We start from the raw sequence: 21,865 nt of genomic DNA on the forward strand, positions 1-21,865 counted from the left end.
GCGATTCAGGCGCCCGGGCCCTGCAGAAGGTGCGGTCCCTGTTTCGCACTATCTGCAGGGCCGAGTCGTATGGCGCTCAGCGCCGTTCAGCTGACGGGCGTGACTTCGCTGTCAGCGGTGTCCGTGCCGGTTTGCACGTCCGTGCTGGCCTCAGTGTCCGCACCAGCACTGCCGGGGCTGCCGACCACCTTCGGCTGCTTGCGCCGCGGGGCCCGTTTCGCGGCACGGCGCAGCTCCCGGTCGATCACCGCGAAGGCGCCGAGCCCACAGGCACCCCAGCCGACGGCAACGCCGGCCATCTCGGCGGTCTCGGCGTCGATGTCCGTGGCGAGCAGCAGCATGCCGCCGAACGCCAGCCCGACCGCCGGCGCCAGGATGTGCGCGGCAAACGTGACGCGCCACTCCTGCTCGGCATACGGGTGGGTGCCCCGCGCGCGGTGGCGCAGCACCGAGGCGAGGCTCAGGCCGAGCACGGCGAACCAGGTGGCGGAGTAGTAGAACTTGGTCGCGGCCCACTGCGGCGACCAGGTGAAGCTCAGCATGCCGAGCACGATGTAGCCGATGATGCCGACGCTCACACACAGCGTCATGGCGTTCTCGGAGACCCAGACCTTGCGCATGCCGGGCACGACCGGCCGCCGGTCGACCGCACGTGCACCGACGGTCGCGCCGATCATGCACACTCCGAAGAGCGCCGAGCCCACGTAGATGTTCGCCACCGGCATCGGCACCGAGTGGTCGAACCCCATCACGAGTGACCAGCCGAGGCGGATCAACGGCGCCGACATCAGGCACGCGTAGCAGAACACCATCCACCGCAGGTGCCGCTCGATCGCGCCGCGACGGATCGCGACGATGCCGAGCGTGAGGCTGACGACGACGCCGACCCAGAACCCCCACAGGCCGACCGCGAACACCGGGCCGCTGAAGACCTCGGTCCACGGTGTGCGGACGAGGTACGCCGCGGCCGCGATCATGCTCGTCGCGACGATGCCCGCGTAGATGCGGCCGAGGATCCGGTGGCCGCGCAGCATCCGTCGCGTGGCGCCGGTGAAGAGTTGCCACGGTCCGAGCAGCATGATCGCGCCACCCAGAACGGTGTGCACCAGCATCGGCCACTCACTGTGCAGGTAAGGACCCTTTCGTCCGGCGAACGCCGCGGTGATGCTGTGTGCCGCGGCACTGGTGCCGGGCAACGCGTCCCGGAACGCGGTCTCCGGTGTCCAGGCGCCGTGGTCGAAATAGGGCAGCATCGCCAGCACACTGCCCGGGATGTAGATGAGGCAGCCGATCGCCAGCGCGACCATTCCGACCCGCGCCGGGCGCGACAGCCCGCCCCCGGACGTTCGCTGCGGCTGAGGCATGCGGTCCTCCTCGACATCGTTCGTTCTGAATAGTTCCGATTGAACTATGACGATAGCGGCCGCGCCAGCCGTCGGCCAGTCCTCGAGACGGCTCGGTTGCTGGGTGGGTGGACCGGTTCGCGCCCGGTCAGGCGTCGGTGATCCGGTATGCCGAGGGGCCTCGGTCGAGGATGCCCTGCCAGTAGTCGACCATGAGCTCTTCGTAGCGCAGCCCCAGCTCGAGCGCGGCGGACTGGCCGTCGTCGAAGTTGGCGCCGTGCTCGGTGCGCCACTCGCGATAGCCGTCCAGCTTCTTCCGGTGGCGTGCCACCTGCTCCGCGGCGATCTGCGCGCTGGGTCCGCCGAAGAAGTTCTTCAGCACGGACAGGTCACGCGCGGTGACGGCGCCGGTCGTCGGCTCGGAACGCCACTGGTCCAGCTCGGCGCGGCCGGCGGCCGTGATCGCGAGTTCCTTGCGCCCGCGCGGGTCGTCGTCGTCCTGCTGCTCGAGCAGGCCGAGCTCCACCAGCCGCTTGCACTGCAGGTAGACTTGCGTGTGGGGCAACGACCAGAAGGGTGCGACGAACGTGGTCGAGAACTGCTTCACGTCGTATGCCGACGCCGGGCCGGCCATCTCGAGGATGCCGAGGACGAGGTAGGACGCAGTCGTCAGCTCCGCTGCCATCAGTCCTCACCTTCGTTCCGCTCGTTCGCGCCTCGCGTCCTGTCAGGGACGGCGCTTCGTCATTCTGTCTGCCAGCAATTGTGCAAGATGCACGGCGTCGGTGTCGGCCAGGTCGCGAAGTTGGGTGCGGCAGGAGAAGCCGTCGGCGAGGATCACGTCGGCGGGGGCTGCGGCGCGCACCGCCGGCAGCAGATTGGTCTCCGCCACGGCGACGGACACCTCGTAGTGACCTTGCTCGACGCCGAAATTGCCTGCCAGCCCACAGCATCCGCCGATCCGGACGATCTGCGCGCCGGCTGCCTCGAGCAGCTTCTGGTCCGCGGACCACGACATGACCGCATGGTGGTGACAGTGCGGCTGAGCGACCACGCGGGTGCCCGAGAGGTCCGGCGGCATCCATCCCTCGGTGCGGGTCAGCAACTCGGCGAGAGTGACGGTCGCCGCCGCGACCGCCGTGGCCCGCTCGTCGTCGGGCAGCAACTCCAGTAGGTCGTGGCGCAGAACGGCCGTGCACGACGGCTCCACGCCGACGATCGGCACGCCGTCCGCCGCTGCGGGTGCGAGCGTCGAGACCAGCGCGTTGAGAGTGCTTTTCGCCGCATCGAGTTGTCCGGTCGAGATCAGCGTCAGCCCGCAACAGGTCGAGCGCGCCGGCAGGACCGGGTCGTAGCCGGCGGCACGGAGCACGTCGACCATGGACGCGCCGATCTCCGGGGTGAATTCGTCGGTGAAGGTGTCCACCCACAGCAGCGCGGGGCGATCCACCGCGCCCGCCTCGTAGGGGTGCAGGTCGTGCGCCACCGCCCACTGGCCGAACGATGTCGGCGCGATGACCGGGATCGACCGTCGGGAGTCGACCCCACCGAGGCGCTTGGCCGGGCCGACCTTGTCGCCGAATCGCATTGCCAGCCTGGACAATCGGGGCATTCGCCGGGCGAGTCGCAGCCACTGCGGCAGTCGGCCGAGGGTGTAGTGCGAGATCGGACGGCGCCGTCCGGCATACGCCTGGTGCAGGACCTCGGACTTCATCGACGCCATGTCGATGCCGGTCGGGCAGTCGGACAGGCAGCCCTTGCAGGACAGGCACAGCTCGAGCGCTTCGTGCACCTCCGGCGCGCGCCAATCCGATTGCACGACAGAGCCGTTGATCATTTCCTGGAGAGCTCGAGCACGGCCGCGGGTGGAGTCCTTCTCCTCCTTCGTCGCCTGGTATGACGGGCACATGACCGCGCCGGAGCCGGTGTTGTCCGCACGGCACTTGCCGACGCCGGTGCAGCGGTGGACCGACTGGGCGAAGTCGCCGTCGTCCGCGGCCCAGGCCAGGGCGAAGTCGCGAGGTCTCGATACACCTCCCCCGCTGCGCTCCTCCGGCACTCGACCCGCTTTCTCGTGCTGGTCGAGTAGCGGTGAGGGACGAGCCGCGTATCGAGACCGAGATGGCCGACCCGCCTTCTCGTGCTGGTCGAGTAGGCGAGCCCCCCAGGGCGAGCCGTATCGAGACCCCGGGCGCCGGCCGGCGGGAGCGGCCGGTGCCGGGAAGCGCAGATCCGCATCGATAGGGGCCGGATCGACGAGAATACCCGGATTGAGCAGGTTGTCGGGATCGCAGATGTGCTTTGCGGCACGGAAGAGATCGACGGATGCCTGGTCGTACATGTGCGGGAGCAGCTCACTGCGGGCCCGCCCGTCGCCGTGCTCCCCGGACAGGGATCCGCCATACCGACCGACGAGGGTGGCGGCATCGGTCATGAAGGACCGCAACACCTTTCGCGCGTCGGGTCGCTGCAACGGCAGGTCCAGTCGCACGTGCATGCAGCCGTCGCCGAAGTGTCCGAAGGGTGCGCTGGTCAAGCCGTGTGCGGTGACGAGTTCGTCGAAGTCGCGCAGGTAGGCGCCCAGCTGATCCGGCGGCACCGCCGCGTCTTCCCAGCCGGGCCACGCCGGCTCCCCGGCGGGCGAACGGCCGGCCAACCCCGCACCGTCGGCCCGGATCCGCCACAGCGCAGCAGTCTCGGCCGCGGACCCGACCACTCGCGAATCCACAGCGCCGAGAGCGGAATCCGCGGCAACCGCAGCGGCTCGGGCGTCGACCTCGGCCGGATCGTCACCGCTGACCTCCACGAAGAGCCAGGCGCCACCGCGCGGCAGGTCCGGCACGGCGGCGTCGCCACGGCGGCTGCGCAGCACGTCGATCAGCCGGGCATCCAGGCCTTCGCAGGCGGTGGGTCGGTGTGCGAGCACGGCGGGCGAGGCGACACCCGCGGCAACGATGTCGGTGAATCCGAGAGCGATCATCCGGCGGTGTCTCGGGTCCGGGACGAGTCGCACGGTCGCTTCGGTGACCACGCCGAGTGTGCCTTCGGAGCCGACCAGGAAACGGGTGATGTCGGCACCCTGCTCGGGCAGCAGGTGCTCCAAGGAGTAGCCGGAGACCTGCCGGCCGAACCGGCCGAACTGGGTGCGGATGTGCGCGAGATTGTCACGCCCGAGCCGGCGAAGTGCCGCCGCCTCGTCCGACGAGGTCGGATCGTCACCCACCGATTGCACTGCGAATTCGCTTGCCGTGCCGAAGAATCCGCGCAGGCCGAGCACGTTGTCGGCAGTCCGGCCGTAGCCGAGGCTGCGCGATCCGCAGGCGTTGTTGCCGATCATGCCGCCGATCGTGCACCGCGTCGATGTCGACGGATCCGGCCCGAAGCGCAGGCCGTGCGGCGCCGCGGCCCGCTGCAACTGCTCCTGCACCACGCCCGGTTGCACCCGCGCGGTGCGTGCCTCGGGGTCGATCTCCAGGATCCGGTTGAGGTGCCTCGACGTGTCGATGACCAGGCCCGGACCCACGGCATTGCCGGCGACCGAGGTCCCGGCGCCACGAGGGGTCAGTGGCACACCCGCCTCGCGCGCCACGCCGTACGCCGCCGCCACTTCCTCGGCAGATCGCGGGAAAACGACCACTTGTGGCGGCACTCGGTAGAGCGACGCGTCCGAGCTGTAGATCGCGCGCGTCGTGTCGTCGTCGCGCGCTTCGAGGCCGGCGGCGCGCAGGGCGGAGGTCAACGGCATGGGTAACATGTTACCCATGACCTTGGCGGACGATGCGGCCGCGCGGATCCGCGGCTGGCTGTATGACGGCACCATCGGCCGGGACCGCTTCCATTCGGTGCCGCAGATGGCCGAGCGACTCCAGATGTCCCGCAGTCCGGTGCGCGAGGGGTTGCTGCGGCTCGCCGAGGCGGGACTCATCGAATTCGTGCCGCAACGCGGTTTCCGGCCGGTGCGACCGACGGGTCAGGACGTCGCCGAGATCTTCGCCCTGCGCATCGCGCTGGAGCCTGCGGCCGCTGCGCGCGCTGCGGATGCCCGTTCGTCGGAGCTCGCGGAGGAACTGCAGCGGCAGCTGGCCGCCATGCGCGCGGCGGTCGACGGCGACGGTGCGTCCTTCGATAGGGCCGACGAACGGCTGCACGCGGCGATCCTCGACGGCACCGGCAACAGCCGGCTGACCGCGTTGATCGCAGGGCTGCGCGACACCACGCGGCTGATCGGCGCGTCCACCGCGGGTCGGTCACGGTCGCGGGACGAGATCCTGGCCGAGCACCAGCCGATCGTCGACGCGATCATCGAGGGGGAGCCGCAGCGGGCCGCTGCCGAGATGCGAGGCCATCTGCGCAGCACCGGTCGGCTGCTGGTGGCTCAGGCACATGACGACGGTGACGAGAACGCCTGGCGCAGTTGGGAATCACTGGTCGAGCGCGCCCTCACAAGCTCTTCGAGCATGTGAGGGCGCGTTCGCCCCTCGACAGGCTCAGCCGCGGCGTCGCCTGAGGCCCGCCGCACCGGCGACGAGCACGCCACCAGCCGCGATGCCGAGGTTCCGCCCCACGGCGCCGTCGTGCGAGGCCCCACCCGGCGTGGTGATTGAAGCGCTGAAACCACCTGCCGTTCCACGCTTTTCGTAGGTGCTGCCCGACTGCTTGTCGGCATACCGGCTGTGCACGATGCCTTGGTATGACGCGACCGACACGGGCGTCTTGCCCACGACCTGCCTGGCCTCCGCGTTGAGCGGTGCGACCTGATCCGCCGACACGGCATACCAGGCGTTGACCTGCGGCTCGAGCAGCAGCGCACGGCCGTGCGCAGCCGCTGCCATCCGTGCCTCGGTGTTGCCCGACGCGACGTTCACCGCCTTCCACGCCCCGGCCTTGTCGGGTGCGGTGAAGACGGTCATCGCGCCGGCGCTTGTCGTGGCGGATGTTGCGACATACCAGAGCTGTCCGACCGTTTCGGACTGTCCGCGCACGAAGCTCGCGGACAGCGCGTAGACCGGCGTGCCCCGTGTTCCGACCGTGGTCGGAGTCTGCGGCAGTGCCGTGTGGCGTCGCGTCGCGGCGTCCCGGGTCGCGGTCGTCAGCAGGGCGCGCGCGCCGGGGCTCGTCGCTGCGGACACGGCAGCGTGCTGCTGCGCGGCTGAGACCCGCGGCAGGTCGGGGTGTGTCGTGGCGAAAGCGACGGGCGCGACGACGACCGCACCCGCTGTCACCGTGCCGACGACGAGCGCCCCGAATGCGACGTGGCGGGAGAGGTTCTTGCGGGTCATGTCAGGCTCCGATCCCGTAGAGCGTGTGGGTCCAGGAGAACTGCGAATTGGATCGGTACCAGTCGTATGTCGACACGTTGAACCGCGAGTCCGTCGGCCACGGGTCGTAGTACTGCACCTCGTTGTTGCTGGTGTCGTAGCCGGTGAGCACCATCATGTGCCCGCCGCCGGAGGTCCAGCCGATACGCGTCATGACCGGCTCGTTGTTGCTCAGCTGTCCGACGAGCGTGCTGTAACTGATCGTGCCGGTGATGTAGCGGCCGGGATTGATGCCGATGGTGGAGAACGCCTGCTGGTCGTTGCCGAGGTTGGCCTGCGTGTTCGGGCAGGTCGTGTTCGTGGAGCGGCCGAAAGCCATGTCGCAGAACTGATTCTGCGAGTAGTTGTAGCCGAAGTACGCCGCGACGCTGTTGCCGGTGGCGGCCCAGCACCAGTTGGTCTGCTGCTGCGCCTGGCCTTCGATGTAGAGGTAGTAGTTCGACGGCGCAGACGACAACTGCGCCGAAACGCGTTGATCGGTGCCGTGTTCGGCCGTTGTGCCCGGCGCGCTGACTGCGCCGTGATCGGCCGCCTGCGCCGGACTGCTCATGGTGAGCGCCGCGGCGGCCGTCGCGATCGCGACGGCGGCCAAGCGGATCGTGCGGGATGTTCGCTGCATCTGGGGTGCACCTCCTGGGAACCTGCTCGGGAGCAGGGGTGGATGGGCTGGATCGTGCGCGCATCCAAACGACCCCGCAATACCGTTGTGCGAGTGGATAACCCGCGCCGTGAACGTCGGCGTCGTTCGTCCTTCGGGTCCACCCGGTTCTTGACGAATTCTTGAACCGGCGGGTGTGAACGTTTACATACAGTGATTCGGGTGGGTAGCAACGGCGGTGAGGACGGCCGGCTGAACTTCAGTGATGCGCTGCGCTCGGCGATCCGGGCACGCGGCCTGTCGCTGTCCCGCCTGCGAGTCCACTTGGTCGAGAAGGGATTCGACGTCGGAGTCGCCACACTCAGCACCTGGCAGAGCGGCGCCCGTGTCCCTCGCGACGGCTCGATCGACATACTCGGTGCACTCGAGGAGGTCCTCGGTGTGCCGCCCGGCTGGCTGGTCGAAAAGCTTGAACCGGCAAGGATTTCGGCAGTTCGACCGCGTCGACCGTTCGCCGTCGTCGACGAGGCGGACGCGTTGGCGGTGCTGCTCGGGAAGCTCGACGGCGCCGCACACGGACAGTTGCGGACCACGGGGGTGGTCGAGGAGGTCGTGCTGTCGGCTGCCGGTGGCCTGCAGGTGAAGCACGTGGTCCAGGCGGTGCAGGCGGTGCGCGCGGCGGATCGGCTGGTCGTCGTGCACCAGACCGAGCCGGATGGCGACATCCAGCAGGTGCTGCCCGTCGCCGTCGGAGGCTGTCGTGCCGGCCGGGTGGTGCGGGATCGGGCGAAGGGGTTGCTCGTCGCGGAGCTCCTGCTCGACCGCCGCCTCGCGGTGGGCGAGTCCGCCGTCCTGCGGTATGACGTGCACGACGTCGCGACGCACGCGACGACCGAATACTTCCGCTTCCACGAGTGGCCGGTCACCCACCACACGCTCGAGGTGCGTTTCGACCCGGCGGCCGTGCCCGTCCGGGTGATGGAGTTCCAGCGCAAGACCTCGCACGCCCCCGACCTGCTGCGTCGCGAGATCACCCTCTCGCAGGACCGGCGGGCACAGGTCGTCGTGCCCGACGCCGGACCGGGTGTGATCGGGATCGACTGGCAGTGGTCCTGACCCGGGTATGACGAAGGGGCGCCCGGCAAAGCGCCGGACGCCCCTTCGTCACCCCACGAAGTTCTCCCCCGCTCCGCTCCTCCGATACTTCGCGGGGACCCCGACTGCCCGTTGCAGGCAGTCCGCAGGGTTTGTCCTCAGTCGGTGCTGTGCCGCGGCGGGAGCGACTCGTCCACGCCGGAGGCGGGTGCGTCGCTGTCCGCGTGGTGGCGGCCGCCGGTCTCGGCGCCGACGCCGACCGGTTCGGGAACCTCACCGATAGCCGTTGCCTCCGCGAGCGCCGACTCCGATTCCGACGCGGCGACGCGTCCGGACTGGGCGCGCAGTTCCACGTGCGGCATCAGCAGCAGCACGAGGAAGCCGACGAACATGACGATCGCGGCGCACAGGAAGATCAGGTCCATCGAGTCGGCGAAGCCGACCTTGAACGGGTGCGTGAGCTTCGAGTCGAACTTCTGCAGGACGGTGGAGTCGTCCTGCACCTTCGCCGCGATCTGGCCGAAGACCTTCTGATTGGCCGGGGACGCCAGCGACGGGTCTGCCTTGACCGCGGCACCGAGCGCGTCCTGGATCTTGTTGCCGACCGTGCTGAACAGGATCGACAGGAAGATCGCGACACCGAGCGTGCCACCGGTCTGCCGGAAGAACGTCGCCGAGGCGGTGGCCACGCCGATGTCCCGCGGCGGCACCGCGTTCTGCACGATCAGGGTCAGCGGCTGCATACAGTTTCCGAGGCCGAGACCGGTGACGAACATGAAGATCATCACCACCACGAGGCTCGTGTCGGCGGTGACCGTCAGGAAGAGCAGCAGCAGACCGGCCGAGGCGAGCAGCGTGCCGATGATCGGGAAGATCCGGATCTTGCCGGTGCGCGCGGTGATCTGACCGGAGACGATCGCGGCCAGCATCAGCCCGCCCACCATGGGCAGCATCATCAGGCCGGACTGCATCGGCGATGCACCATGGACGATCTGCATGTAGAGCGGCAGCACGGTGATGCCACCGAACATGCCCATACCGACGATGACGCTGGCAACGATGGTGACCGAGGCGGCGCGCAGCTTGAAGATGCGCAACGGAATCAGCGCGTCCTCGCCCATCATCCGCTCGATGAAGACGAACATGATCAGGCCGATGGCGCCGACGACGTAGCAGGCGAGCGCGCGCCCGGTGCCCCAGCCCCAGGAACGTCCCTGCTCGGCGACCGTCAGCAGCGGCACCAGACAGATCACGAGCGCGACGGCGCCCCACCAGTCGATGCGCGCCTCGCGACGAACGTGCGGCAGGTGCAGGGTCGCGGACACCACGAAGAAGGCGACGATGCCGATCGGCACGTTGACCAGGAACACCCAGCGCCAGCCGGTGATGCCGAGGAAGGAGTTGGTCTCGGCGAGGAAACCGCCGACGACCGGGCCGAGCACCGACGAGGTGCCGAACGTGGCCATGAAGTAACCGGTGTACTTCGCGCGCTCGCGCGGCGGCACCAGGTCACCGATGATCGCGAGGACGAGCGTCATCAGACCGCCGGCGCCGATGCCCTGGAAGGCGCGGAACGCGGCGAGTTCGTACATCGAGGTGGCGAACGAACACGCGGCGGAGCCGAGGATGAAGACGCCGATGGCGAAGATGAAGAGCTTCTTGCGGCCGTAGAGGTCGCCCAGCTTGCCGTAGATCGGCGTGCTGATCGTCGACGTGATCAGGTATGCCGTGGTGACCCAGGCCTGGATCGACAGCCCGTGCAGGTCGTCGGAGATCGTGCGGATCGCGGTGCTGACGATCGTCTGGTCGAGCGCGGCGAGGAACATGCCGAGCAGCAGACCGGACAGGATCGTCAGGATCTGCCGGTGGCTGTATTCACCGTTCGTCGGCGCCGGTGCGGCGGCCTTGGTGGTGCTGCTCATGCTGCCTCCCTCCTACGTCGGGCGCCAGCATTCAAGCTGTGCTTGTCTGGTCGCTCGCTCCGCTCGCTCATGAAGCATCCTTTCGAGTGGTTGGCGGAAATTCGGGGAAGTCCGCACCCTGCGTGCGGGCCCGGTCGATCTCGGCGGTGAGGTCGCCGATGAATTCGTGCAGGTAGCGGGTGAAGTCACGCGCCTTCTCGTCGTCCCAGTCGGACAGGATCTGCTGGAACCAGCGCCCGCGACCGTCCTGCAGGCGCTGCACGAGCGCGGCACCCTCGTCGGTGAGCGCGATCCGCTGGGCGCGGCCGTCATCGGGGTCCGAGACCTTGGCCACCAGGCCGTGGTTGACCAGGTTGCTGACCTGACGGCTCACGGTGGACACGTCCGAGTGGACATGCTCGGCCAGCGCCGACACCCGCGTCGGACCGTGCCGCAGCGTGAAGAGCACGGGGTATGACGAAGGCTCGAGGCCCGGATGCACTCGTGGCGAGTGATGCCGGATCGCCTCGATCTTCTTCACCAGTTGGATGAGCTCGGTGGACAGCTCCATCGCGACGGCGTGATCGATGGGCATGACGTTCCTGCAGGGGGAGAAGGTTTCGGAAGGAAGTGGGAGCGACAGCACGCCGCTCCGGACCGGGTCGTGTGACCTGAGTAACTTGCTTGCGGCATACAACTATATTCATCGGATGCCGATGAATCAAATCGGGTCGTATGACCGGCCTCAAGAGAGGAATCGGGGTCCCCGCGAAGTATTCGGAGGAGCGGAGCGGGGGAGAAACTTCGTGGGGTGAGTGTCAGGGAGTGACGGCGAGCGCGTCCAGTACGCGCGCGGCGATGTCCTCATCGCCCTCGACCGAGTAGCGCAGGTCCGCTGTCGCGACGCGGCCGGCGCCTCGCCGGGTGAGCGCCTCGGTGGTCAGCCGGATCGTGGTCATCGAACCCGGCGGCACGACGATGAGCTCGCCGGTGCTGTCGTCCGTCTCGTCGACATGTGCCTGGCCGGAGAACAGCGGTTCGCCGCGCAGTGACCCGTCGGAGCTGCGCGTGATCCGCACGCCCTCGCGGGCGAGGACCGGTCCGGTGCACTCGATGATCACCGAGGTCCCCGGCTCCAGATCGGCGCGGGCAGCCCGCTTCGGGAAGGCACTCAGGATGATCGTGACGAAGGCGGCCGCCGCGGCGGAGTCCAGATTGCCCGGACGGTCCAGCGCTTCCCGCAGATCCTGTTCGTGGCACCAGATGTCGATGATCCGCTTGGACAGCATGTCGCCGATGGTCTCGATGCCGGCGACGAGTGCGGGAACGGGCGTGTCCAGGGTGAGTTCGGGATCGCGGAGCGCCCGCAACCGGCGCGGTATGACGTGCGCCAGTTCCTGGACGACCTCGTGCCCGCTGCGGGTCCGGCGCTCCTCGACGCACTGCTCCATGAAGCGCCCGAAGTCGTGCCGGATCCACGGATAGTCGGGGACGGCGATCTCGGGGAACTCGCCCTTCGCCAATCCGGCCTCCAGGCCGGTGACGTGCGAGATCTGGTCCTTGACGGTCCAACCCGGGCATTGCGTGGGAAGTTCGAAATCGTCGTCCCGACAAGCGGATCCGAGATCGAGAACCGCCTGGATGGTGCCGGCATACGCCGCGACCATCTCGTCGAGTCCTTCGGGCGGGAGCGGTCGCGTCGGCATTCCCCCACGGTAATGGGTGGGCGCCGCCGCACCGGGACAATGACCCACAAGGTCCGGATTTAGGATTTTCGACGTGACATCCCCCTCGACCGCCCGTCCGAGCTCGCGCTCCGGAGCACTCGTCGGCACGGTTCTCGCCGGCCTGATCGCGTGCGCGCTCGCCCTGAAATTCACCGGGGCGAGCGACAAGCTCGAGCTGGTCGACAGCGGAGCGTTCGTCCGTTGGGGGCTGCCGCTGTCGACGACGGTGTTCCAACTGGCGATGGCACTGACGGTGGGTCTGCTGCTGCTCGGTGGGCTGCTGATGCCCGAGGGCGCCAACACCGCACGTCGCATCCGGGTCAGCCGGTATGCCGCGTGGGCGGCGCTCGCCTGGGCGATCGCCGGGGCGATCAGCGTGGTGCTCAACTACGCGGACGTCTCGGGCACGCACGTCGGATCGAGCGGGTTCTGGTCGTCCGCCTGGCAGTCGACCTGGCAGTTGGAGCTGTTGCGCTCGCCGGCGATCACGTCGCTCGTCGGGCTGTTCATCGCCGTCGTCTGCTTCATCGGCGCGGGCCGCGCCATCCAGGCCGCGCTCTTCTTCGTCGGCGTCGCCGGGCTGTGGCCGCTGGCCCTGGTCGGTCACGCGGCGGGCAGCAACGACCACGACGCCGCGGTCAACTCGCTGGCGTTCCACCTGCTCGGCGTCGCGGTGTGGGTGGGCGGCCTGCTCGCCATACTCCTGATGTGGTCGCGGCTCGGCAAGGGTGCACCGGACGTCGTCGCGCGCTTCTCCACCGTGGCGACCTGGTGCATCGCGATGGTCGGGCTGTCCGGTGCGCTCAACGCGTGGATCCGCCTCGGCGGGTTCGGCGGGCTCGGCTCGAAGTACGGCGTGGTCGTGATGGCCAAGATCGCCGCGCTCGTCGGGCTCGGGGTGCTCGGCTGGTTCCAGCGGCAGAAGGTGATCGCCCGGTTGCGCGCCGACCGCGCGTCCAAACCCGGGCGGGCCGCTTTCGCTCGGCTGGCCGGCATGGAAGTGCTGGTGATGGGCGTCGCGATGGGGCTGGGCGCGGCGCTGTCGCGATCGGAGCCGCCGGTGTCCGGTGAGTCGCCGCTCAACACCACCGACCTCGCGTTCTCGCTCACCGACTACCCGACGCCGGCACCGCTGCAGGCGAGCAGTTGGTTCCTGTCCTGGCGGGTGGAGTGGCTCTTCACCGCGGTCGCGGTGCTCGCCCTGGGCGTCTATCTGCACTGGGTATGGCGCCTGCACCGCCGCGGCGACAAGTGGCCGATCGCCCGCACGGTCTGGTGGGTCTGCGGCTGGGCGGCGTTCGTCTACTTCACGGATGCGGCGCCGGCGATCTACGGGCACGTCATGTTCTCGGTGCACATGCTGATGCACATGGGCATCTCGATGTTCGTGCCGATCTGCCTGGTGCGCGGCGGGGTCGTGACGCTGGCGATGCGCGCGCTGCCGAAGCGACACGACGGCACGCTCGGCCCCCGCGAACTGATCCTCGCGATCGTCCACTCGCGGGTCTTCGCATTCTTCGCGAACCCGATCATCGCCGCCGTGCTGTCCTTCGGCACGCTCATCGCGTTCTACTACTCGCCGCTGTTCTACCTGGCGCTGACCACCCACACCGGCCACGTGCTGATGGTCGTCCACTTCATGACCGTCGGTTACATCTACGCCTACGCGATGGTCGGAATCGACCCGGGGCCGAAGCGCTGGGCGCCGCCGATCCGGATGCTGATCCTGTTGGTGGCCATCGCGTTCCACGCCTTCTTCGGCGTCGCGATGATGACCGGCACGACGTTGCTGGCGCCCGACCTGTTCACGGTGCTGCACCTGTCGTGGGTGACCGATCCGCTCGTCGACCAGCAGCGGGCGGGCACCGTCGCCTGGGGTGCCGGCGAGTTCCCGACCTTCATGCTGGCGATGCTGATCGCGATGGAGTGGTACCGCACCGACCGTGCCGCAGGCGAGCGTGCCGAACGGCAGGCCGAGCGGGACGGCGATGCCGAGTTGAACGCCTACAACGACTACCTGGCAACCCGTGCACGGGTGAGTTCGACGCACGAGAAGGGTTGAGAACCATGCGGATCGCCGTCACCCAGCTCGCGTATGACGACAACGAGTCGCTCGAGGACCGCACGTCCCGCGTGAGTGACCTGGTGCGGGCCGAGGCGGGCGCCGACCTGGTCGTGCTGCCGGAGCTGTGGTCCGCGGGTGGGTTCTCCTACCGGGAGTGGCCGGCGCGTTCGCAGGACGTCGGTGGCGCGGTGGTCGCGGTGCTCGCGGACGCTGCCCGCGACGCCGGCGTGTGGTTGCACGGCGGCTCGATCGCGGAGCATCCGGCGTCGGGGGAGACCGGCCCGGAGGGCAAGTCGCTGTGGAACACCTCGGTGCTGTTCCGGCCGGACGGATCGCTCGCGGCGACCTACCGCAAGATCCACCGGTTCGGGTTCGCCGGCGGCGAGCCGAAGCTGATGGAAGCCGGCACGGAGGTCGTCGTGACGGATGTCGCCGGTATGTCGGCCGGCCTGTCGACCTGTTACGACCTGCGCTTCCCCGAGCTCTATCGCGCACAGGTGGATCGCGGCGCGATCGCTTTCGTCATACCCGCTGCGTGGCCGAAGGCCCGGGTCGACGCGTGGTCGTTGCTGTTGCGCGCCCGGGCGATCGAGGACCAGTGCCTGGTGATCGGCTGCAACACCGCCGGCACGCACGCCGGCACCCCGATGGGCGGCCGCAGTGCGGTCATCGCGGCGACCGGCGAGGTGCTCGCCGAAGCCGGTGCCGACGAGGAGATCCTGCGCGTGGATGTCGACCCGGCGTCCGTGGCGGACTTCCGGGAGGCCTTCCCGGTCCTGCGCGACCGCCGCATGTGAACCCACGCCGGTCGAGTAGGGCGAGGAACGAGTCCGTATCGAGACCACGTGCTCGAAGCGTCGAGGTCCCGTATCCGAGGTGGCCGAGGAGCGAGGAACGAGCGTCTCGAGGTCCCGCCGTTGCCCTTTCGAGACGCTTGCTCGTGCCTCACAAGCTCCTCAAGGAGCTTCGTTGGGAGATCCCTGAGGAGCCGGTGAGGGACGAGCCGGCGTCTCGATGGGTCGCGGCGCCTTTCGAGACGCGCGCTCGTGCCTCACGCGCTCCTCAAGGAGCTTTCAGCTCTCGACGACGAGCGCGCTGGCGAACCCGAGCATGACGACTCCGGTCGCGCCCTCGATGCTGCGGCGGACGGTGATGCGCTGCAGCACCCGCGTGGCGAGGCCGGCGACGGCGACCAGCGCGACGAGCACGACCGAACCCACCGCCGCGAGCGTCATGGCATAGGTCAACAGCGTTGCCACGCTTGCGTGTTCGCCGACGAACTGCGGCAGCACGGCGATGTTGAACGCCAGCACCTTCGGGTTGGTGATGTTGCAGAGGAAGCCCTGACGGGCGGCCGCCCACGGGCTGCGGCGCAGTGTCGGGACCGCGTCGGCGGGGCCGTCCGCGTTCCGCATCCGCCAGGCGGCGCGGATTGCCAGGAACCCGAGATAGGCGAGGTATGCCGCACCCGCCCACTTGATGATCCGGAAGACAGTCTCGGCGTGGACCAGGATCGCGCCGAGTCCGGACGCGGCGAGGACACCCTGCACGACGTTCGCGACCAGGATCCCGACGACCGTCCACGCACCTCGTCGCCGGCCGCCGATGAGCGTGCTGCGCAACGTCAGCAACGAGTCGGGGCCGGGTGCGATCGCGAGCAGCAGCGCGAGCGCGACGAAGGACAGGTACTGCGCCATACCGAAGATGGTAGGTGCCGGCAGGGACAGCGGAGGACATGTTCCGAGACCCGGAACGCCGAAGGCGTGCGCGGCGTCAGTAGTCTGCCCCGCGTCACCCAGGGAGGGAACCCATGAAGGCCGTCGCACCGACCGGCGAGAAATATCGCGTACGTCGCAAATGGCTGCCCTGGCGCCGCAAGGCGAAAGGGAAGGACCTGGACTGGTTCGACATTCCGGACCTCGGCGACGACCCGATCAGCATGATCATCTTCGGCATCATCCTGGTGCCACTGATCATCGTGCTGGTCGTCTTCCTCGGCGAGTTCCTCCTGTTGCTGCTCGTCTTCCCGCTGGTGATGATCGCCCGGTCGCTCTTCGGTACGCCGTGGACGATCGAGATCACCCGCACACGCGACCTGGTGGCCGCGGAGAAAGTCAAGGGCTGGGGCGCATCGCGCGACCGCATCCGGCAGATCGCCAAGCTGATCGAGGCCGGCGCCGTACAGCAGGTCATCGCACCCACCCCGACAACGCCGCCCGTCGACCGGCCCTTCCAGTAGTCGGATCGCAACCGGCGAGCCACCTGTCGGCCACCGTCAACTTCACCGGCTGTCGGACCCCGCCCCTACGCTGGACTGAGTGAGCCCGGCCCGGCGCGCCCGCACACGGCGGACGCCGATGACCGGCCGGGCCGGAGGTGTTCGACGTGACCACCCTTTCCACTCGCACCGACAGCACGACCGACAGTTGGACCGTCGACGCACTTCTGTCGCGGTATGACGAGGTCCGTTCCTACACCGAACGTCTCGCCGCACCCCTGTCGCCCGAGGACCAGACCGTCCAGTCGATGCCCGACGTCTCACCGACGAAGTGGCATCGCGCGCACGTGACCTGGTTCTTCGAGACCTTCGTGCTGGCCGAGGAGGAGCGCAACTTCGCGCCATACCAGGACAAGTACTGGTTCCTGTTCAACAGCTACTACGAGGCGGTCGGCCCGCGTTACGCGCGCGCCGAGCGGGGGCACATCAGCAGACCCGGCGCCCACGACGTCGGCACCTACCGCGGCAACGTCGACGCGCGGATGCGCGACCTCATCGACACGCTCGACGGTGGCGCGCTGGAGAAGCTCTCGGCGACCATCGAGCTCGGCTTCAACCACGAACAGCAGCACCAGGAGTTGCTGCTGATGGACATCAAGCACGTCCTGTCCGAAAACCCGTTGCAGCCCGTCTACGCCGGGAGGGCCGAGCCGGTCGGCGTACCGGACGCGCTCGGCTGGGTCGACGTGGAGGGTGGCCTGGTCGAGGTGGGTCATGACGGCGGCGGGTTCTGTTTCGACAACGAGCTGCCGCCCCACCGGACCTACCTGGAGCCCTACCGGCTCGCCGACCGGTTGATCACCAACGGCGAGTGGCTGGAGTTCATGGCCGATGGTGGTTACGACCGGGCCGAGTTCTGGCTGTCCGACGGGTGGGGCCGGGTGCAGCGCGAGCAGTGGGGCGCGCCGTTCTACTGGCAGCAGCTCGACGGCATCTGGTTCGAGCACACCCTGCACGGCACCTTCCCGGTCAACCCGGGGCTGCCGGTGACTCATCTGAGCCACTACGAGGCCGACGCCTACGCGACGTGGGCCGGCAAGCGACTGCCGACCGAGGAGGAGTGGGAGCACGCTGCACGCACCCTGGTCGGCGAGCCGGACGACACCGCCAATCTCGCCAATTCGCAGAGCTACCACGCGCGTTCGGCACCACCGGCGACCGGCGGGCTCCGGCAGATGTATGGCGACTGCTGGGAGTGGACCTCCTCGGCATACCTCGCCTATCCGGGGTTCCATCCCGCGGAGGGCGCGATCGGCGAATACAACGGCAAGTTCATGTCCGGTCAGATGGTGTTGCGCGGCGGATGCGCGCTGACGCCTCCGGGGCATGCCCGGGCGTCATACCGGAACTTCTTCCCGGCCGGCGCTCGCTGGCCGATGACGGGACTTCGTCTCGCCGAGGGGAGTGCGCTGTGAGCGCCGACCGAGCCGAGGACACGAGCGAGGTACGAGTGAGGACCGCAGGGGAGGGAAGAGGCGCGACAGAGAGAATGAGCGCCGCACAGGAGCCGATCATCTCGGTGCTGCTCGACGCGGATCGTGCCGGCGACAGCCTCATCGAGGATGTGCGCCGTGGCCTGGGCAGTCACCCGCGCACGCTCTCGCCCAAATGGTTGTATGACGACACGGGCTCGGAGCTGTTCGACCAGATCACCAAGCTGCCGGAGTACTACCCGTTCGCCGCGGAGCACGAGATCCTGTCCGAGCATGCCGACCAGATCGCCGCCGCGAGCGGTGCGACGACCCTGATCGAGCTGGGCAGCGGCACCAGCGAGAAGAGCCGGATCCTGCTCGACGCGTTCACCGCGACCGGGCGGCTGGAGCGGTTCGCGCCGGTCGACGTGTCCGAGGCGACGCTGCGGCAGGCGGCCGAGACGCTCGCGGAGCGCTATCCCGGACTGCAGGTCGAGGCGGTCGTCGGCGACTTCACCCTGCACCTGGCCCAGTTGCCCGACGGCGGTCGTCGCACGATCGCCTTCCTCGGCAGCACCATCGGCAACCTCTACCGCGAGGAGCGTGGGGCGTTCCTCGGTGCGCTGAGTGATGTTCTGAATGCTGGGGATTCGCTGTTGCTGGGCGTCGATCTGGTCAAGAGTGCCGATCGGCTCGTGGCGGCATACAACGACGCAGAGGGCGTGACGGAGGACTTCGTCCGCAACGTGCTGCTGGTGCTCAACCGCGAGTTGGAGGGTGAGATCGACCCCGACGGCTTCTCCTACGTGCCCTTCTGGGATCCGCAGATGGAGCGGATGGACCTGCGGCTGCGTGCCGAGATGCCGCAGCGGGTGCGGCTGCCCGGCGCGGGTCTGGACTTCACGCTCGCCTTCGGCGAGGAGGTGCGGGTGGAGATCTCGACGAAGTTCCGGATCAGCGGTATCTCCGCTGAGCTCGAGGAGGTCGGCCTCCCGGTGCGGCAGGTGTGGACCGATCGGGCCGGCGACTTCGCCGTCCTGCTCGCCACCAAACCGACCGGCTGATCGCGAGTTCCGGGCGCGCGCGATCATGGACGGTATGACGAAGATCCGAGTGCGCGCTCCGGAGCTGGTGGGCCGGGGCTGGCTCAACACCGGCGGCGAACAGGTCAGCCTGGCGGACCTGCGCGGCAACGTTGTGGTCCTGGATTTCTGGACCTTCTGCTGCGTCAACTGTTTGCACGTGTTGGACGAATTGCGGCCACTGGAGCAGGAATTCGCCGATCAACTGGTGCTCATCGGCGTGCACTCGCCCAAGTTCGAGCACGAGGCCGACCCGGTGGCGCTGGAGCAGGCGGTCGAACGTTACGCCGTGCACCACCCGGTGCTGGACGATCCGGAGCTGACCACCTGGGGCGCGTATACAGCCCGTGCCTGGCCGACCCTGGTCGTCATCGATCCCGAGGGCTACATCGTCGGGCAGTTCTCCGGCGAGGGTCACGCGCACGGTCTGACCGTCCTGGTCCGCGAATTGCTCGAGGAACACCGCGCGAAGGGCACCTTGCGCACCGGGGATGGTCCGTATGTCGCGCCCGAGCCGCCCGCCACGGCGTTGCGCTTCCCCGGCAAGGTCGTCGCTGTCGGGGACGGCAGCTACCTGGTGTCCGACACCGCTCATCACCAGGTCGTGCACCTGGAAGCGGACCTGGAGACCGAGCGCGCCCGGTATGGCGACGGCGGCCTCCTCGATTCCCCGCACGGGTTGTTGATGCTGCCACCCGAGGCTGCCGGACGTCTTGGTTACGACGTGCTCGTCGCCGACACCGTCCGACACCAGATCTTCTCGATCCGCCTGTCGGACGGGCAGATTCAGGTGCAGGCCGGCACCGGGGAGCAGTTGCGAGAGCGGTCCGGCAGCGGCGCGGCGCTCAAGCAGCCGTTGTCCACGCCGTGGGATCTCGCCTGGTGGATCGACCGGGTGGTCATCGCGATGGCCGGAACACACCAACTGTGGGCGCTGCACCTCGCCGCCGACGCCAAGGACAACTCGGTCGCGGTCCTCGCCGGAACCAGCAACGAGGGTCTGCGTGACGGTGACGCGTATGACGCCTGGCTGGCCCAGCCGTCCGGACTGGCGTCAGCAGGTGACGGTTCGCGGGTGTGGGTTGCGGACTCCGAGACCTCGGCGTTGCGGTCGATCTCGTTGTCGGACAACGGGTTCCGTCTCGACTCGTATGTCGGCAAGGGCCTCTTCGACTTCGGCCACGTCGATGGCCCTGCCGCAGACGCGTTGCTGCAGCATCCGCTCGGGGTGACCGAGCTGCCGGACGGAAGCGTCGCCATCGCCGACACCTACAACGGGGCGATCCGGCGTTTCGACCCCACGAGTGGCGAAGTGACCACGCTGGCTTCGGGACTCGCCGAACCCAGCGACGTGCTGGTCGAGACCGACGCGGACGGCGCTCGCTTGCTGGTTGTCGAGTCGAACGCACATCGCGTCACCAGAGTCGCCATACCTGCTGATGCTGCACGGGTTTCGGGTTCGGCGCTGCAGACTCAACGGTCGGTGACCGAGGTCGCGCCGGGAGCGCTCGAGCTGGCCGTCGACTTCGTTCCGCCGACCGGGCAGAAGCTCGACAAGCGGTATGGCGACCCGACGCAACTGACGATCTCCGCGAGCCCGGAGACGTTGCTGGTGCAGGGCGCCGGCGCGGCGCAGGGACTCACGCGGAAGCTGGAGTTCGCGGACGGTGTCGGCGAAGGCGTGCTGCACATCTCGGTCCGCGCGGCCGCCTGCGACGGTGATCCGGTGACCGGGGAGCTGCCCGAGCATGCGGCCTGCCATGTCTACCAACAGGACTGGGGCATCCCGATCCGCCTCGTCGACGGTGCGCCCTCGGAGCTCACGCTCGGCCTGCGCGCAACGCAGTAACGGTTGTGCCCTGAGCCGACCCTTGAGGAGTTTGAGAGGGACGAGCAAACGTCTCGAAAGGGAGCCCGTGAGGGACGAGCGGGCGTCTCGAAGGGGAACGAGCCGCGTATCGAGACCCCTTGACGCTGTAATCATGTAAGCGTGTAATCAAGACATGAACGAGATCGAGGGATGGTTCGCCGGGCGACTGCCCGACGAGTGGTTCGAGGGCGCGGCGGAGGTGACGATCGACCGCGACGAGATCGTGGTCATCGGCACGTTGCCCGCGCCCAAGGTCGACAAGTCCGACGAAGGAGCAGACGACGACGGTGCCCGCGCCGCCGAGACGGGTCGCATCAAACGGTGGCGCGAGGACACCCGCACCCAGCGGATGCGGATCGCGGACGAGGCCCAGCGCCGGTTCGGCGGCAAGGTCGCGTGGGGCGCCGTCTGCGGCGAGACGCGCGAGGTGTTCACGAACCTGTCGGTGCCGGTGATGACGCGCCTGCGGCAGCCCGAGCGCCGGGTGCTCGACACGCTCGTCGACGCCGGGGTGGCACGGTCGCGATCCGAAGCACTGGCCTGGTGTGTCCGGCTCGTCGGCCAGCACGAGGACGACTGGATCGGCCGACTACGGGACGCCGTCGCGACGGTGCACGAGGTGCGCGACGACGGGCCGTCGTCACGCGGTTGAGCGACCGAGCCGCCATACTTGCCGTATGACGCGTCCGACGATCGCTGTCCTCAACGGCCCGAACCTCAACCTGCTCGGCACTCGCGAGCCCGAATTGTATGGCGCCGCAACGCTCTCCGACATACAGACGCGATGTGAGCAGGTGGCCGGCGAGTTGGATGTGCAGGTCGAGTTCTTCCAGAGCAACCACGAGGGCGCACTGGTCGACGAGATCCAGCGACGTCGCGACAATGCGGGCATCGTCCTCAACGCGGGCGCCTACACGCACACCTCCGTCGCCATCCGGGACGCGCTGGCGGCGGTTCAGGTCCCGTTCGTCGAGGTGCACGTCTCGAATGTCTTCGCCCGCGAGGGTTTCCGGCACCACTCCTACCTGTCCGACCTCGCGGTCGGCGTCATCGTGGGATGTGGCATCGACGGCTACGAGTTCGCCCTGCGTCGCCTCGCCGCACACATCTCTGCCGAATGACGGCTTCTTCGCCGAGTGACGGCCGTATCCGACCGTCACTCGCCGAAGAAGCCGT

19 protein-coding genes are annotated in these 21,865 nt (G+C 68.5%); 10 read left to right on the forward strand and 9 right to left on the reverse strand.

Annotation, left to right across the window (positions count from 1 at the left end; genetic code table 11):
* Positions 1-86: 86 nt before the first annotated feature.
* The 3 genes from ACZ50J_RS01685 to ACZ50J_RS01695 all read right to left on the reverse strand — a co-directional run bounded on the left by ACZ50J_RS01685 (position 87) and on the right by ACZ50J_RS01695 (position 5,088).
* Positions 87-1,364: a DUF2306 domain-containing protein gene (locus ACZ50J_RS01685; protein WP_464299557.1), complete on the reverse strand. Its 1,278-nt coding sequence runs from the start codon at positions 1,362-1,364 to the stop codon at positions 87-89.
* Between the two features lie 127 nt (positions 1,365-1,491).
* Complete coding sequence (locus tag ACZ50J_RS01690) at positions 1,492-2,028, reverse strand: PadR family transcriptional regulator (protein WP_464299558.1); 537 nt, start codon at positions 2,026-2,028, stop codon at positions 1,492-1,494.
* Between the two features lie 42 nt (positions 2,029-2,070).
* Complete coding sequence (locus tag ACZ50J_RS01695) at positions 2,071-5,088, reverse strand: FAD-binding and (Fe-S)-binding domain-containing protein (protein WP_464299559.1); 3,018 nt, start codon at positions 5,086-5,088, stop codon at positions 2,071-2,073.
* A gap of 16 nt (positions 5,089-5,104) precedes the next feature.
* Here ACZ50J_RS01695 and ACZ50J_RS01700 point away from each other — a divergent pair, with 16 nt between their 5' ends.
* A complete protein-coding gene (locus ACZ50J_RS01700) occupies positions 5,105-5,806 on the forward strand; it encodes a GntR family transcriptional regulator (RefSeq protein ID WP_464299560.1) in 702 nt (233 codons plus the stop codon).
* Positions 5,807-5,830: 24 nt separating this feature from the next.
* Here the strand turns inward: ACZ50J_RS01700 and ACZ50J_RS01705 are convergent, their stop codons facing one another.
* Both ACZ50J_RS01705 and ACZ50J_RS01710 read right to left on the reverse strand, forming a co-directional pair.
* Positions 5,831-6,622: a hypothetical protein gene (locus tag ACZ50J_RS01705; RefSeq protein WP_464299561.1), complete on the reverse strand. Its 792-nt coding sequence runs from the start codon at positions 6,620-6,622 to the stop codon at positions 5,831-5,833.
* Position 6,623: 1 nt separating this feature from the next.
* Positions 6,624-7,280, reverse strand: a complete 657-nt coding sequence (locus ACZ50J_RS01710) for a papain-like cysteine protease family protein (protein WP_464299562.1) — start codon at positions 7,278-7,280, stop codon at positions 6,624-6,626.
* Between the two features lie 201 nt (positions 7,281-7,481).
* On the opposite strand from ACZ50J_RS01710, the gene ACZ50J_RS01715 reads away from it, so the two are divergent.
* Positions 7,482-8,375 carry a hypothetical protein gene (locus ACZ50J_RS01715; RefSeq protein WP_464299563.1) on the forward strand — a complete coding sequence of 298 codons (894 nt, stop codon included), beginning with the start codon at positions 7,482-7,484 and terminating at the stop codon, positions 8,373-8,375.
* A 137-nt stretch (positions 8,376-8,512) separates the two neighbouring features.
* Here ACZ50J_RS01715 and ACZ50J_RS01720 read toward each other — a convergent pair whose 3' ends face one another.
* The 3 genes from ACZ50J_RS01720 to ACZ50J_RS01730 all read right to left on the reverse strand — a co-directional run bounded on the left by ACZ50J_RS01720 (position 8,513) and on the right by ACZ50J_RS01730 (position 11,961).
* The gene (locus ACZ50J_RS01720; protein ID WP_464299564.1) at positions 8,513-10,276 is read right to left on the reverse strand and encodes an MDR family MFS transporter; all 1,764 of its coding nucleotides are present in this window, start codon (positions 10,274-10,276) and stop codon (positions 8,513-8,515) included.
* Positions 10,277-10,343: 67 nt separating this feature from the next.
* Positions 10,344-10,850 carry a MarR family winged helix-turn-helix transcriptional regulator gene (locus ACZ50J_RS01725; RefSeq protein WP_464299565.1) on the reverse strand — a complete coding sequence of 169 codons (507 nt, stop codon included), beginning with the start codon at positions 10,848-10,850 and terminating at the stop codon, positions 10,344-10,346.
* A 223-nt stretch (positions 10,851-11,073) separates the two neighbouring features.
* Positions 11,074-11,961, reverse strand: coding sequence for a maleylpyruvate isomerase family mycothiol-dependent enzyme (locus tag ACZ50J_RS01730; protein WP_464299566.1), 888 nt, complete (start codon positions 11,959-11,961; stop codon positions 11,074-11,076).
* 73 nt (positions 11,962-12,034) lie between these two features.
* Between ACZ50J_RS01730 and ACZ50J_RS01735 the strand changes: the two genes are divergently transcribed.
* A complete protein-coding gene (locus ACZ50J_RS01735) occupies positions 12,035-14,044 on the forward strand; it encodes a bifunctional copper resistance protein CopD/cytochrome c oxidase assembly protein (RefSeq protein WP_464299567.1) in 2,010 nt (669 codons plus the stop codon).
* Between the two features lie 5 nt (positions 14,045-14,049).
* Positions 14,050-14,844, forward strand: a complete 795-nt coding sequence (locus tag ACZ50J_RS01740; protein WP_464299568.1) for a carbon-nitrogen family hydrolase — start codon at positions 14,050-14,052, stop codon at positions 14,842-14,844.
* Positions 14,845-15,120: 276 nt separating this feature from the next.
* Here ACZ50J_RS01740 and ACZ50J_RS01745 read toward each other — a convergent pair whose 3' ends face one another.
* Positions 15,121-15,744 carry a LysE family translocator gene (locus ACZ50J_RS01745; RefSeq protein WP_464299569.1) on the reverse strand — a complete coding sequence of 208 codons (624 nt, stop codon included), beginning with the start codon at positions 15,742-15,744 and terminating at the stop codon, positions 15,121-15,123.
* A gap of 113 nt (positions 15,745-15,857) precedes the next feature.
* Between ACZ50J_RS01745 and ACZ50J_RS01750 the strand changes: the two genes are divergently transcribed.
* From ACZ50J_RS01750 to aroQ, 6 genes are all read left to right on the forward strand, one after another.
* The gene (locus ACZ50J_RS01750) at positions 15,858-16,286 is read left to right on the forward strand and encodes a hypothetical protein (protein ID WP_464299570.1); all 429 of its coding nucleotides are present in this window, start codon (positions 15,858-15,860) and stop codon (positions 16,284-16,286) included.
* A gap of 146 nt (positions 16,287-16,432) precedes the next feature.
* Positions 16,433-17,740, forward strand: coding sequence for an ergothioneine biosynthesis protein EgtB (gene egtB, locus ACZ50J_RS01755; RefSeq protein ID WP_464299571.1), 1,308 nt, complete (start codon positions 16,433-16,435; stop codon positions 17,738-17,740).
* Positions 17,741-17,814: 74 nt separating this feature from the next.
* Positions 17,815-18,801 carry an L-histidine N(alpha)-methyltransferase gene (egtD, locus tag ACZ50J_RS01760; RefSeq protein WP_464299572.1) on the forward strand — a complete coding sequence of 329 codons (987 nt, stop codon included), beginning with the start codon at positions 17,815-17,817 and terminating at the stop codon, positions 18,799-18,801.
* Between the two features lie 34 nt (positions 18,802-18,835).
* Complete coding sequence (locus tag ACZ50J_RS01765) at positions 18,836-20,668, forward strand: NHL domain-containing thioredoxin family protein (protein ID WP_464299573.1); 1,833 nt, start codon at positions 18,836-18,838, stop codon at positions 20,666-20,668.
* 154 nt (positions 20,669-20,822) lie between these two features.
* The gene (locus ACZ50J_RS01770; RefSeq protein ID WP_464299574.1) at positions 20,823-21,341 is read left to right on the forward strand and encodes a hypothetical protein; all 519 of its coding nucleotides are present in this window, start codon (positions 20,823-20,825) and stop codon (positions 21,339-21,341) included.
* Positions 21,342-21,366: 25 nt separating this feature from the next.
* Positions 21,367-21,810, forward strand: a complete 444-nt coding sequence (aroQ, locus tag ACZ50J_RS01775; RefSeq protein ID WP_464299575.1) for a type II 3-dehydroquinate dehydratase — start codon at positions 21,367-21,369, stop codon at positions 21,808-21,810.
* Positions 21,811-21,865: the final 55 nt, after the last annotated feature.

Source organism: Flexivirga sp. G2 (assembly GCF_055397625.1).

What these genes read in the sequence shown, in the direction of transcription:
- ACZ50J_RS01770 (WP_464299574.1), top strand. Translation starts at nt 20,823, where the DNA reads ATGAACGAGATCGAGGGATGGTTCGCCGGGCGACTGCCCGACGAGTGG.
- ACZ50J_RS01765 (WP_464299573.1), top strand. Translation starts at nt 18,836, where the DNA reads ATGACGAAGATCCGAGTGCGCGCTCCGGAGCTGGTGGGCCGGGGCTGG.
- ACZ50J_RS01720 (WP_464299564.1), bottom strand. Translation starts at nt 10,276, where the DNA reads ATGAGCAGCACCACCAAGGCCGCCGCACCGGCGCCGACGAACGGTGAA.
- ACZ50J_RS01750 (WP_464299570.1), top strand. Translation starts at nt 15,858, where the DNA reads ATGAAGGCCGTCGCACCGACCGGCGAGAAATATCGCGTACGTCGCAAA.
- ACZ50J_RS01730 (WP_464299566.1), bottom strand. Translation starts at nt 11,961, where the DNA reads ATGCCGACGCGACCGCTCCCGCCCGAAGGACTCGACGAGATGGTCGCG.
- ACZ50J_RS01700 (WP_464299560.1), top strand. Translation starts at nt 5,105, where the DNA reads ATGACCTTGGCGGACGATGCGGCCGCGCGGATCCGCGGCTGGCTGTAT.
- ACZ50J_RS01725 (WP_464299565.1), bottom strand. Translation starts at nt 10,850, where the DNA reads ATGCCCATCGATCACGCCGTCGCGATGGAGCTGTCCACCGAGCTCATC.
- ACZ50J_RS01745 (WP_464299569.1), bottom strand. Translation starts at nt 15,744, where the DNA reads ATGGCGCAGTACCTGTCCTTCGTCGCGCTCGCGCTGCTGCTCGCGATC.
- ACZ50J_RS01685 (WP_464299557.1), bottom strand. Translation starts at nt 1,364, where the DNA reads ATGCCTCAGCCGCAGCGAACGTCCGGGGGCGGGCTGTCGCGCCCGGCG.
- aroQ (WP_464299575.1), top strand. Translation starts at nt 21,367, where the DNA reads ATGACGCGTCCGACGATCGCTGTCCTCAACGGCCCGAACCTCAACCTG.
- ACZ50J_RS01695 (WP_464299559.1), bottom strand. Translation starts at nt 5,088, where the DNA reads ATGCCGTTGACCTCCGCCCTGCGCGCCGCCGGCCTCGAAGCGCGCGAC.
- egtD (WP_464299572.1), top strand. Translation starts at nt 17,815, where the DNA reads ATGAGCGCCGCACAGGAGCCGATCATCTCGGTGCTGCTCGACGCGGAT.
- ACZ50J_RS01710 (WP_464299562.1), bottom strand. Translation starts at nt 7,280, where the DNA reads ATGCAGCGAACATCCCGCACGATCCGCTTGGCCGCCGTCGCGATCGCG.
- ACZ50J_RS01740 (WP_464299568.1), top strand. Translation starts at nt 14,050, where the DNA reads ATGCGGATCGCCGTCACCCAGCTCGCGTATGACGACAACGAGTCGCTC.
- ACZ50J_RS01705 (WP_464299561.1), bottom strand. Translation starts at nt 6,622, where the DNA reads ATGACCCGCAAGAACCTCTCCCGCCACGTCGCATTCGGGGCGCTCGTC.
- ACZ50J_RS01690 (WP_464299558.1), bottom strand. Translation starts at nt 2,028, where the DNA reads ATGGCAGCGGAGCTGACGACTGCGTCCTACCTCGTCCTCGGCATCCTC.